This window comes from Pseudoalteromonas sp. KJ63-1, from assembly GCF_055808145.1.
Window position 1 is genome coordinate 2,405,540 of record NZ_CM147855.1, and the last position, 12,640, is coordinate 2,418,179.

Below are 12,640 nucleotides of genomic sequence, written 5' to 3' on the forward strand. Positions count from 1 at the left end.
TATTTCCTTTATTCGCAAAGGTATTTGCTTGTTTTAACTATTATAATAGCAGGACTTAGGCATAGTAATCTATTGATGATGACGTTTGTTGTCCAGAACTATGTGTTTGCTTATCTGGTTGCTCACTATTTGTCTCATCTGAAGAGCTATTATTAGCCATTTGACCTTGTGGCTGACCTTCTTGTTGCTCGTTTTGTTCTGGAGATGAACCACCATAAGAAATGCTGCTTTCACCTAGTTCTAAACCCTGTTGCATTAATAATTCTCTAAGCCTAGGTAATGATTGCTCTAGCGCTTCTTTGGCTTGCTGATTTTGCACTACAAAGTTTATTTGTGCTTGCTCCGCATCACTTCGAATACGAATTTGCATACTGCCCATCTCAGGTGGATCTAAACGAATTTCAGCTTCTTTGTTATTAATGCTTAACATTGAAGTAACGCGCTCTTGTAGCATTTTTGCGGCATCACTTTTAATAATATTTAATGCCTGTAAGGTGGCAGGATCAATGCTCACCTGTTTAGCTTGCGCAGTGCTTTGCAACTGCCCAGCCTGTAAACTTTGCGCTTCAATAATAGCTTGCTCGTAGCCTAAAGTATCGTATTTAGCGATAGTATTAAGCGACGATTTATCGAATATATTAATGATTTGAGAAAAAATCTGTGCAGCACGCGGTGGCATTTGTTCTGCGTTAGTGGCGCGCATACTCTCTTTTTGTAGTACATCAAGCTGTTTAGTAAGCTCCTCAGGCGTTTCGGCTATCGATTTAGAGCTTTCTGATTTTAGCTTAGGTTTTACATTAGCCGACTCTGTACCTTGTTGCGTTTTAGGTGTAACACCTGCTATCAACGTATTATTAGCAAACAGCGGTTTACCTTTGGCACTAGACAAAGTGTCTGCGTTGATAGCTGTTTCTAAATCACTGATAACCCCTTTTAATAAAGTAAGTTCTTTAGTAGATAGAGGCTCACTTTTAATGTATGCCTGCATCTGATTAAGCAATGCCTGTTTCTCTGGGGTCGTTAGCGTACTTATTTGTGCATTAATGGCTTGTTGAGGAGTTTGCGGTTTCTCGCTTTCGCTAACATACTTACTGAGTAACTGCTTTAAATCCGCTACATTGTCTTTATTAATGGGCTTGCTCATCGCATCTAGCTCAGTAGCAAGTTCACCTTGTTGAGCAGGCGTTAAATTTGCTAAGAGTTTATCAGCTTTTATTGCATTATCATCTTTTGATAACAACGCCAAAACAGAGGCGTCTATCGATGCTTTAGTGCCTGTAGAATCAGTCGGCTTATCTGATGGTTTTGCAACCGCTTGCTCATTTTTAACAGCCTCAGATTCTCCGGCTGTGGCAGCTGTCGCTATTGATTGACTACCAAGCGGTGAAGACTCAACAGTAGTTTTGCTCGATGATTCAGCACCTATAGCATTTTGTGCTTGTAAAATAGCTGCATCATCAACAGTTTCATCACTTGGCAAATTAATAACAATAGGTGCGAGCTTATCTTCAGGCTTGATGTTTATTTTGACAGCGTCTTTGTCTATTAACTCTGCGCCGCCATGAGAGTTATTTTTTACTGAGGTGTCGATTACCTGTGCCGCATTAATTTGCGCCAGCATATCCTCACCGCTCAAAGGCTTCTCTTCGCTAGTTTGCTCTTTTGGATCGGATGGTTCATCTGATTGCTGCTTGTGTGGCGCTTTGACCTCTGAATCTTGTGTATCAGAAGCTTGGTTAGCAAGTGCTAGTTGGTCAAAAAAGCCAGTATCATTACTGCTATCTAATTTTGCTTTATCACTGTCTTTATTAACTAGGTATGAGTCTTGCTCAGATACCGCCAACATTGAAATATCATTCATCGCCATAAATCACCTAATAAAAGCGGCAACAGCCCACCGCACAATCCTAAAAAACATTGCTCTTATAGAACACAAGCAATTAGTATGCCTAACTTATAGTGCTTTATTCCTTTGATAAAATTGATTAGAGGAAAACTCATCTAACATTTTTTGTTCATTCTTAGCCACCAGCATATCCGCTTTTAACTGTTGCTTTTCAATTAGCTTAGCAACCGCTTTGGCTTTAACTTGTTGTTTTAGCCATAACGTTTTACGCTGGCTCACTACTTGTTTTGCAGTATTAACGGTACTCGCTTGTTGACGAGTCGCCTCTTCAATCTTAGCTATGAATGCGTGATACTGGCTAAACCCGGCACTTGATAAGCCCGATTGCCCTTTAATATGAAGTTGCTGCGTATATTCAAGTCGAAAGTCATTTAAGCCTTGAAGCTTTTGCTGATTTAGCTGCAAGTTTTGATTTGCTTGCAAGTAGCTCATGCGTAATGTTTCTTCTTTTTCATTTTCAAGCTTAAGCAGCAAATGTAGTTTATTTTTTGCCATTATGCTTGTCCTAATAATTGTGCGAGCCCTTGTAGGCCATCATCATAACTAATCACGTCACGCATGCCTTGCTGTAAAAATGCGTTCACTCTTGGCATCATGTTTATTGCCTGATCAAGCATTTGGTCACTGCCTTTTTGATAAGCACCCAAGGTGATCATGTCTTTGTTCTGTTGATACATAGAATATACTTGTTTAAGCACCCGAGCTTGCTGCATATGTGGCTCTGAAACCACTTGTGGCATTACTCGAGAAATAGACTTTTCTATATCAATAGCAGGGTAATGACCGCTGTCGGCTAAATCACGCGATAAAACAATATGCCCATCAAGTATGGCACGTGCGGCATCGGCTATCGGGTCTTGCATATCATCACCTTCACTCAGTACAGTAAAAAAGGCAGTAATGGAGCCTTGACCTTCTCCGCCATTACCGGCACGTTCAACTAATGCGGGTAATTTAGCAAATACTGAAGGCGGATAACCTTTGGTTGCAGGAGGCTCACCAACAGCCAGTGCTATTTCACGCTGCGCCATGGCATAACGCGTTACCGAGTCAAGCAGTAACAATACGTTTAACCCTTGATCTCGAAAATACTCTGCAATAGTTACTGCGCTCTCACAGCCTTTTAATCGCATTAATGGTGAAGCATCAGCAGGCGCTGCCACAACAACTGAGCGTTTACGCCCTTCAACACCCAGTATTTCTTCAATAAATTCTTTTACTTCTCGGCCACGCTCACCAACTAAACCCACTACAATTACATCGGCTTCACTGCCTCGAGTCATCATGCCCAATAGTACAGATTTACCCACACCGGAGCCTGCAAATAAGCCCATACGCTGACCTTGGCCTACCGTAATTACTGAGTTAATAGCCCGTACCCCCACATCCATGGGTTTACTAATAGGACGCCTTGCCAGTGGATTTATTGCGTTTTGAGCGAATTTAAGTGTGTGTTCTGCGTTTATTTTACCCAGCCCATCTAAAGGTCGCCCTAAACCGTCGACAACTCGGCCAAGAAGACTCATACCAACTGGTAACCCAGTATCATTAACTTGAGGAATAACTCGGGCACCAGGTAGCACACCAGAGATATGATCATTTGGCATTAAATATAAGGTTTGATCGTTAAAACCAACAATCTCGGCATCAACAAAGCCGCTCATGGTTTCAATTTTACATTGGCTGCCTACTGGAGCTCGCAGGCCTTTTGCTTCAAGCGTTAAACCAACCACTCGGGTTAAAACGCCTGCAACCGCAGGTGCTGGAGTTTTAATATGTTGTTGGTATTGAGATAAGCGTTCGCTTAATGAAGTATCGCTCACAGACATTGCACGCCAATAAAAAGTTAGATACCACTATTATGCAAAAAACTATCCAATGTTTCTTTGACACGAGTTTTCAAGGTCATATCTAAAGACGATAGTGTTGTCTTAACTTCACAACCGCCACGCTCCAATGTAGGCTCTGGAATTAACTGCCAATGATTATCTTCAATAGCCTGCTCGCCATAACTGGTTTTTATAAGTGTTAGGTCTTCTGGGTGAAGATGAATTTTAACTTTCTGTTGCTCTGCATTCAGTGCATCAATGCTTTTTTTCAAGGTATGTAAGATAATATCAGGCGAGGTTTTTATCTCTTGATAAATAATTGCTTCACTGAGCATAGTAGCTAACTGCACTAACTGCTTTTCTACTTGGTCATCCACTTTTTTAAGTGGATCAGATAAACTATCTAACAAGCTGCGTAAGTGAGTTAACTGCTCATCCATCAAAGGTTTAACCTCTTCTTGACCTTGGGTTTTACCCAGCTCAACACCTTCTTTGTAACCAGCTTCTTTGCCCTCAGTTACGCCTTTATCAAAACCATCTATATAGCCTTGCTCATGTCCTTGCTTAAGACCTTCCTCATACGCATCTTGGCGAATGCGCTCAAGCTCCACCATAGTAAGAGAAGGTAATTCTTGTTCTTCGGGCTCTTCATCTTGCTCTTTGGCCATTTCTTTATGGTATAGCTCTGCCAATGGCGTACCAAAAGCGGTCGAACGATTGCCAAAACTTCGCTCATCTGGCGCAACATCTGGAATTGGCCAATTTTTTAATAGCTCATCAGCTTCATCAGCGTGTAACGGGCGACCTTTAGAGTTACTCATAAATTATAAGAACTCCTCACCACCGCCACCACCAAGCATAATTTCACCTGAATCTGATAGACGACGAGCTGTTGACAGTATTTCTTTTTGTGCTGCTTCTACTTCACTAATGCGCACTGGTGCCATAGCTTCTAAGTCATCAGCAAGCATTTCTGCTGCACGTTTTGACATGTTACCCAAAATCTTCTCTTTAAGCGCTTCGTCAGTGCCTTTAATGGCTTTCATCAGTACATCTTGAGGCACTTCACGTAAAATTGCTTGAATACCTCGATCCTCTACATCCATTAAGTTTTCGAAGACAAACATTAAGTCTTGAATTTGTTGCGACATTTCTTCGTCATGCTCACGGATAGAATCCATTAACTGCCCTTCAACATTGGTATCGAGGTAGTTCATAATATCTGCAGCCGCTTTTAAGCCACCCATCTTCGCAGCTTGTGCACCCGCTTGACCAGCGAATTGTTTTTCCATAATTTCGTTTAATTCTTGTAAAGCCGCTGGTTGAACTTCTTCTAAATTGGCAATACGCATGGTTAAATCTAAGCGCACTTTTTCAGGAAATTGCGCTAAAATCTCAGCAGATTGTTCCGGCTCTAAATAAGAAAGCACTATTGTTTGAATTTGCGGATGCTCATTACGAATAATATTTGCTACCTGCTTTGAGTCCATCCATTTTAATGAATCAAGCCCTTTAGCGCCTGATCCCATAACAATTTGGTCTATTAAGCTGGCAGCTTTATCTTCACCTAATGCAGCCGTAAGTGCTTTTTTGATAAAATCTTCAGACTGAAAACCTATCGTACTAAAGCTTTGAATTTGTTCGATAAACAAGTTGTGCACTGCGCTGATTTTAGCTTGCGACAAATCATCGATTGCCGCCATGGCCATACCTACCTTTTGCACTTGCTTTGGCTCTAAGTGCTTTAGGATTTGCGCTGCGTCTTCTTCAGATAAGCTCAGCAATAATATCGCCGCTTTATCTACACCATCGAGCTTATCAACATCAAACGCCGGTGGTAGTTGTTTTTGTTCTTGATCAGTCATCTTCTGTTAACCACGCTTTCACTACTTGTGATGATAGTTCTGGTTCATTGGCTACAAGGGCACGAACCGCTTTCAATAAGTCTTCGTCGCCATGTAGGTCTGGTAACTGTAGTGTACCATCGCTTGAGAAGCCAACTGAAGCAGAATCAAAGTCATTATTTAGCATATCTAATGTGCTGTCACCAAGGTCAACACCTGAACTAAGAGAGTCTTCATCATATTCTTCAAGTGTATTATCTGGGTAAATTAAGCGCTTAAGCATAGGCTTAACTACAGCTAAAATCAGTACAATAATAACCAGCGCACCTAATACTAAGCGCATCATTTTCATAAACCAATCTTGTTCCCATAAAGGCAATTCAAAATCAAGCGCTGAGTCTTCACGAACAAATGGTACGGTTACTACTTCAAGTGCATCGCCACGTTGCATATCAAAGCCTACGCCACCTTGTAACAAACGACGAATATTTGACAAAGCTTCTACCGAACGTGGTGTCATGGTTGTTTCACCGTTTTCACCAACCGTGGGTAAGTAATCGACCGCTACAGACACACTTATTCTGCGGATCACACCCGTTTGCTGACGTTTATGAGAAATAGTGGTATCTAGTTCATAGTTACGGGTAGCTTCTTTGTGAGTACGACTTGGTGACGTAGCCGTGCCTGCACCGCCAGCCATTGCATCTTCAGGTATCGTTGAGTTAACCGGAGGCTGATTAGTAAGTGCACCAGGAATACCTACCGCTAAACCACCGATATTATTTTCTTCGAAAGTGGTTTCACTTCTTACTGCCGGTAAATCTGGGTTGTAACGTTTTTGTGTTTCTTCTACTGCACTAAAGTCCATGCTTAAATCTACTTGGGCGGTGTAGTTACCCAAGCCAACAACGGGAATTAAAATGCTGTCAATTTTTTCTAGGTATTCTTGCTCACGCTTACGCTCTAGGTCATATTCTTTACGAGAGCGTGCAGCCAAAGAGGTTTGTGAGCCTGAATTTAATAGGCGGCCGTTTTGATCGGTCACCGTTACGCGAGAAGGCTCAAGGCCTTGCACCGCTGAAGCAATCATATCAACTACTGAGTCAACTTCTTCGCTATCTAGTGATCGACCACGCTTAAGCGTTAGTACTACTGTTGCTGAGGGTTTTTTCTCTCGACGAGCAAATACATTTTCTTTTGGAATAGCTAATAGTACTTTGGCGCGAGTAACGTTGTTTAGCTCTTCAATAGTACGGGCAAGTTGTTGCTCGCGACCATGTTTAAGGCGCTCACGTTCTAAACGTTGGCTTACTCCAAACCCCATGTCTTGCATAATAATGTCGCTACCTGATGTTGGCCCTTGCTCTAAACCTTCACGGGTCATCAGTAACTTAATATTTTGATACTCAGTTTCATCAACTGACACCACATTACCATCAAGTTCATAGTCAATTTTTTGCGCATCTAAAAAGTCGAGTGTTTCAATTAACTCTTGAGTTTGCATTTTACCTAATGGGCGCATATCTGGCTGACGAGCCCAAATAATTACGAAGATAGCAATAGCCAAACAAATGGCCAATGCAACAATCAGGGTAATTTGACGTAAAACATCAACACCGCCTAGGGCGCTGAAATAGCCTGATTTTTGCTCTTGTTGATCTTCGTTTTCACTTTGCTCCATCATGCCATCAGCAAGTGCCAGATCTGTAGATTGATTAGATTGCGCCACAATAATTCTCCACTACCTAGTTAAACAGGCATGTTCATAATTTCTTTGTAAGATTCAACAAGCTTATTACGAACCTGTACCGTAGCTTCAAATGCCACAGAAGACTTTTGCGAAGCAATCATCGCCTCAGCAAGCGATACGCTTCTGTCGCCCATCTCAACTGCTTTTCTTTTTTGTCCTGTGTCTTGCTGAAGCTCATGCACTGTATTAAGTGCATTACTCAACATATCACCAAATTGTGCTGTAGACGTTGATTGCACTTGCGTTGGCAAGTTATTAACTTGGTTACTACGCGTGGCTTCTGAAGCCATAGATTGCATTTCTTGAAATAAAGCACTGTTTTGAATTTTCATAATTGTCTCTGATAATGCAGTAAACTCTTAAAGAGAATAAAGCACAAAACATGCCAAAAATAAAAACCAATAATAACAATAGCTTACTGTATTTATTTGCGTAGTCAGAGTTTTGACAGCCCTAAAATCTGTTACTTAGTTTTAGGGCTGTTGAGGTTATGCAGGGAGGGAAATACCTAAATCGCGCATTTGCGCTAATTTGTAGCGCAAAGTACGTGGACTTATGCCTAAGGTTTCGGCTACTTCTTTACGCTTCCCTTGGCAACGCGCCAAGGTTTCTAAAATTATGCGATGCTCTTTATCTTTAAGTTCATCTTTGTAACTTCCTGTATCTAAGGCGAGCAAATCATTTTTTTGCTCATCTTCGGGCATTGTTTTTTCATCATAATAAGCGTTACTGAGACTACTTTTTATAGGCTCCGGCACTGTTGTTGTTTCAACCACAAACTGGGTTGGGGTTAAATTTTCGATAAAAATTGCATGCTCATCAATAGTACTACCACTGCGTAAAATTAAAGCACGTTGAATAACGTTATCCAGCTCTCGAACGTTACCGGGCCAGCTATGGCTAAGCAGTTTTTGTTCAGCGCTTATATCTAGATACGCCATTGGCTCTTTGCTTTTACTTAAGTGACGTTCAATTAAGTGCTTAGCCAGTACAATAATGTCGCCAGGACGCTCACACAGAGGTCGCCACAGCAAAGGGAAAACATTGAGTCGATAATATAAATCTTCGCGGAATTGATTATCAGCAACCGCCTCTTTTAATTCGCGGTTACTGGTAGCAAGCACACGCACATCTAGCGAAATAGTTTTTCGGCCACCTAAACGCTCAACTTCGCGTTCTTGTAATACCCGCAGTAGTTTGGCTTGTAAACCTAAATCCATTTCGGTGATTTCATCAAGTAAAATGGTTCCACCCTGTGCTTGTTCAAACTTACCCGGGCAGGCCTGAATCGCACCAGTAAACGCACCTTTTTCGTAGCCAAACAAAGTAGCTTCAAGCATGTTTTCTGGAATAGCAGCACAGTTAATTGCTACAAATGGTTCATTACAGCGTTTTGACTTGTCATGAATATAACGTGCTAGCACTTCTTTACCTGAGCCACTTGGCCCAAGTACCATTACACTGGCATCTGAACGAGCAACTTTACCTGCAAGTTCGAGTAATTGAATACTGCTAGGGTCGGCAACGATAGGACCGTCTGTTTCTTTTTCCTTTTCAGGCAAATAACGACTGACCATGTTCAATAGCACTTCTGGTGCAAATGGCTTAGCCATATAATCAATCGCGCCTAGGCGCATGGCCTCAACCGCATCATCAATAGTGGCATAGGCCGTCATCATTAAAACGGGTAAATCAGGGTGATTTAATTTAATACTGCGTAATAAATCTAAGCCACTCATCTCGCCCATTTGTACATCACTAACCACTAGTGAAAATACGTCTTTTTTTAATAACAACATCGCTTGCTCTGCACTATTGGCTGCCGTGCAAGCGATGCCCGACATTTCTAAAGTATCAATTAATGCTTCACGAAGTCCGGCGTCGTCTTCTACAACTAAAATAGTGTTACTCATGTGACTCCCCTAATTTAGATGTGACACTAATAGGCAGCAACATACTAAAAATTGCTCCCCCATGTGGGTTGTTGTTTGCCTCCACCCTTCCCTGATGCGCACTGGCTACCGAACTAACAACGGCAAGCCCTAAGCCTGTACCTTGGCTTTTAGTGGTATAAAAAGGTTCAAATATTTTCTCGCTCTGGACTAAGTCAATGCCTGGACCATTGTCACTCACGCTAATGCGTACAAAGTCAGAGTCTTGTTTGTCACGTAGGGCGCTAAGGTGAACCTGCGCGCCACTGCCAATCACTTGAATACTGTTGTGAATAAGGTTTTGAATAGCGCTTGCTAGTGCGGTTTTATTACCCATAATTTCTATATCGGGTTCAGGTAAGCTCACATTTAATTCGCTATCATTGAGCGCTACCATGGCATCGGCACCGGCTTTAACTTCACTGAGTAACTGTTGCATCGACACTTGCTCAACCACCTGCTGATCACCACTTTTAGCAAATAGCAGCATGTCGTTTACTTGGGTTTCTAAATCTTTCAAGCGAGACATTAATTTTGTGTGAAAACTGCCGCGTGATGCTTCGGGTAAGCGCTTTGAGCCTAAATTGGCAGCATACAACATAGCTGCTGATAACGGTGTGCGTACTTGATGAGCCAAAGATGCCACCATTTTACCTAACGCACTTAAACGCTGCATATGCGCGACTCGTTTTTGTAAGCGTCGGGTTTCGGTCAAATCGGTCATTAATATAAGTTGCCCAGGCTCTGGTGCAAGTGCAGTAATATCGAGTTTTATTAAGCGTCCATCTTTTAACGACACTTCATGACCATCATCTTGATGAGGACGAAATGAGCGCTGAATAACACTAAACCACTTCTCACCTTCTAGTGGTTCACCGAGCATATCGATAGCAATTTGATTCGCTTTAGCGATCATTCCTTTACCGTCGAGTACAATTACGCCCGCAGGCATAGTATCAACTAAATGAGAAAGCCAACTTGCCTGTTGACGCAAATCACTCAACTCACCAACATACTCCTCTTGCAGTAAACATGGGTTATACTGATTAGCAGAAATAAACTGGGGTTTTAGCACACTTGCAAGGGCCATAATCAACTCTCTAAAATAATGTAGACACACTGACTAATGCACAATGTGTGCCAAAATTATTTACCAGTAAATTCAATAGACTAAACCGTAAAAACACGTGCCGTAAAAATGACGCGCAAAGGAAAAATGTATGAATAAAGAGACTCAGTGCCGCTGCCCATGGTTAGATACAACAAAACCTGACTATGTGGAATATCATGATCATGAATGGGGCGTCCCAGTGCATGACGATCAACTACTTTTTGAGTTTTTAACATTAGAATCGGCACAAGCGGGACTCAGCTGGTATACCATATTAAAAAAGCGTGAGAATTATAAAAATGCCTTCGCCAACTTTGATGTACACAAAGTAGCGGCCTTTACTGAACACGATATAGAAAAATTAATGCAAAATGCGGGCATAGTTCGCAACCGCTTAAAAATTGTCGCAACAATTAATAACGCGAAATGCTTTATTACAATTCAAGAAGAATTTGGCAGTTTTAGTGATTATCAATGGCGATTTGTTGGTAATAAACCTCAGGTAAATGATTTAGAAACACTGGCCGACTACCCTGCAGTTACTGAGGCATCGACGTTATTTGCAAAAGATTTAAAAAAGCGTGGCTTTAAATTTTTAGGCCCAACCACAGTGTATGCTTACATGCAGGCCTGTGGAATGGTTAACGATCATAGTAATGATTGTTTTAGGAAGGAAGAAGTTAAAAAGCTAGGCTAAGGCTAGAGCTGCGGGTTGCGAGAAGCGGGGAAACCAGCGCTAAAAATTAAGCGCAGTGTTTATTTATTCTAACCTAATACCTAGCGCCTAGTACCTGCACTTAGCTCTCAATCTCTAGAAAGGTTATACTTTTTCATTTTTTCGACCAGTGTGGTTCGCCTTACGCCTAGTACTTCAGCAGCACGGGCAACAACGTAATCAAAGCGCTCTAATGCCTGGGTGATTAAGTTAATTTCAAGCTCAGCTAAGTACTCCTTAAGCTCAATACCTTCATCGGGCAATAAACCGGGTGCCGCTTGAGCAAAATCATCTTCGAGGTCTATTTCGTCTTCGCTGAATCCGCCACTAAAAATATCATTAAACGCATCACGCTCCATCAGTTCTTCTGGGTACTGTGGCTCATAGGCTTCAACTTCAATGTAGCGGTATTTATTAGGTAAATCAGGAACATCAACCACCTTGTCTGGGAACATAATAACCATACGCTCAACTAAGTTAGCGAGCTCACGAATATTACCTGGCCAAGAATGCTCTTTTAAACTATCAATAGCACGCTCTGTAAACTTAGCCGTAGTACCGCTTTGTTCATTTACACGGCGCATTAGCTCTTTAAGTAGCAAAGGGATGTCTTCTGCACGTTGAGCAAGAGATGGACTCTCAATAGGAAAAACATTTAAGCGATAGTATAAATCTTCTCGGAATGAGCCTTTTTCAATCATGCTTTCAAGGTCGCGGTGGGTTGCAGCAATAACACGTACATCGGCTTGAATCGCTTTAGTACCGCCAACGCGCTCATAGCTACGCTCTTGTAGTACTCGCAGTAACTTAACCTGCATTTGCAGTGGCATATCGCCTATTTCATCTAAAAATAGCGTACCACCTTGCGCCAATTCAAACCGGCCTTTACGTGCTGAAATAGCCCCGGTAAATGCACCTTTTTCATGGCCAAATAGTTCACTTTCTAGTAGCTCTGCAGGAATTGCCCCACAGTTTACCGGTACAAATGGGCCTTTGTTACGCTTAGAAAGCAGGTGCACGTTACGAGCAACTACTTCTTTACCTGTGCCCGACTCACCTAAAATAAGTACGTTGGCATCGGTTTTAGCAACTTGAGTAATTAAAAAGCGTAAATCTTTTACGGCTTTGGTTTCACCTACAAGGCCATCAAAGGTACTTTTTTCTTTATTATGTTGATGCTCATGAGGCAGCATACGCTGATATTGCTGACAATCATGGAGTAACTGGGTAGTAACTTCATGAGTAAATGGCTCACAGATTAGTCCAACAACATTAGCGAGACTCAGTAGCGGTTTGAGCGTTTCACCTATCAGTAAAAAAGGGAAAGTCGGATAGCGTTTAATTAAATTTTCATGATCTAAAGATTGCAGCGCCCCTAACACCACAATACATTCTTTATTTTGATAGTGACTACATGCCTGCTCAAAGTCAGCTTCTGTTTGCAACTGTACCGCCTCACCAATAAAAGTAAGGGATGCATATAATCCAATAGAGCGATTATTATTATTATCTAAAATTAAGATCATTTTTTAGCGAGCCATTTATTTCACTAAT

The 12,640-nt window shown here is 41.7% G+C and carries 11 protein-coding genes; 1 reads left to right on the forward strand and 10 read right to left on the reverse strand.

Translation table 11 applies throughout. From position 1 onward, the window contains the following. Positions 1 to 55 precede the first annotated feature (55 nt). From AC0L7Q_RS11510 to AC0L7Q_RS11550, 9 genes are all read right to left on the reverse strand, one after another. Positions 56 to 1,867 carry a flagellar hook-length control protein FliK gene (locus AC0L7Q_RS11510; protein WP_413402820.1) on the reverse strand — a complete coding sequence of 604 codons (1,812 nt, stop codon included), beginning with the start codon at positions 1,865 to 1,867 and terminating at the stop codon, positions 56 to 58. 87 nt (positions 1,868 to 1,954) lie between these two features. Further along, positions 1,955 to 2,401: a flagellar export protein FliJ gene (fliJ, locus tag AC0L7Q_RS11515; RefSeq protein ID WP_010387909.1), complete on the reverse strand. Its 447-nt coding sequence runs from the start codon at positions 2,399 to 2,401 to the stop codon at positions 1,955 to 1,957. Continuing rightward, positions 2,401 to 3,735 carry a flagellar protein export ATPase FliI gene (gene fliI, locus AC0L7Q_RS11520; RefSeq protein ID WP_054201721.1) on the reverse strand — a complete coding sequence of 445 codons (1,335 nt, stop codon included), beginning with the start codon at positions 3,733 to 3,735 and terminating at the stop codon, positions 2,401 to 2,403. The genes fliJ and fliI overlap by 1 nt, the downstream gene beginning before the upstream one ends. 17 nt (positions 3,736 to 3,752) lie before the next feature. After that, positions 3,753 to 4,556: a flagellar assembly protein FliH gene (fliH, locus tag AC0L7Q_RS11525; RefSeq protein WP_413400627.1), complete on the reverse strand. Its 804-nt coding sequence runs from the start codon at positions 4,554 to 4,556 to the stop codon at positions 3,753 to 3,755. Positions 4,557 to 4,559: 3 nt separating this feature from the next. Further along, positions 4,560 to 5,600, reverse strand: a complete 1,041-nt coding sequence (gene fliG, locus AC0L7Q_RS11530; protein WP_010387902.1) for a flagellar motor switch protein FliG — start codon at positions 5,598 to 5,600, stop codon at positions 4,560 to 4,562. Continuing rightward, on the reverse strand, positions 5,593 to 7,308 hold the full coding sequence (fliF, locus tag AC0L7Q_RS11535) for a flagellar basal-body MS-ring/collar protein FliF (RefSeq protein WP_413400628.1): 1,716 nt from the start codon (positions 7,306 to 7,308) through the stop codon (positions 5,593 to 5,595). The genes fliG and fliF overlap by 8 nt, the downstream gene beginning before the upstream one ends. A gap of 20 nt (positions 7,309 to 7,328) precedes the next feature. After that, positions 7,329 to 7,661: a flagellar hook-basal body complex protein FliE gene (fliE, locus tag AC0L7Q_RS11540; RefSeq protein WP_010387900.1), complete on the reverse strand. Its 333-nt coding sequence runs from the start codon at positions 7,659 to 7,661 to the stop codon at positions 7,329 to 7,331. A gap of 156 nt (positions 7,662 to 7,817) precedes the next feature. Beyond that, positions 7,818 to 9,242: a sigma-54-dependent transcriptional regulator gene (locus tag AC0L7Q_RS11545; RefSeq protein WP_413400629.1), complete on the reverse strand. Its 1,425-nt coding sequence runs from the start codon at positions 9,240 to 9,242 to the stop codon at positions 7,818 to 7,820. Further along, on the reverse strand, positions 9,235 to 10,350 hold the full coding sequence (locus AC0L7Q_RS11550; RefSeq protein ID WP_138622158.1) for a sensor histidine kinase: 1,116 nt from the start codon (positions 10,348 to 10,350) through the stop codon (positions 9,235 to 9,237). Before AC0L7Q_RS11550 ends, AC0L7Q_RS11545 begins: the two co-directional genes overlap by 8 nt. 130 nt (positions 10,351 to 10,480) lie before the next feature. Here AC0L7Q_RS11550 and AC0L7Q_RS11555 point away from each other — a divergent pair, with 130 nt between their 5' ends. Beyond that, positions 10,481 to 11,068, forward strand: coding sequence for a DNA-3-methyladenine glycosylase I (locus tag AC0L7Q_RS11555; protein ID WP_409423639.1), 588 nt, complete (start codon positions 10,481 to 10,483; stop codon positions 11,066 to 11,068). A 107-nt stretch (positions 11,069 to 11,175) separates the two neighbouring features. Here AC0L7Q_RS11555 and AC0L7Q_RS11560 read toward each other — a convergent pair whose 3' ends face one another. Further along, positions 11,176 to 12,612 carry a sigma-54 dependent transcriptional regulator gene (locus AC0L7Q_RS11560; RefSeq protein WP_413400630.1) on the reverse strand — a complete coding sequence of 479 codons (1,437 nt, stop codon included), beginning with the start codon at positions 12,610 to 12,612 and terminating at the stop codon, positions 11,176 to 11,178. Between the last annotated feature and the right edge of the window lie 28 nt (positions 12,613 to 12,640).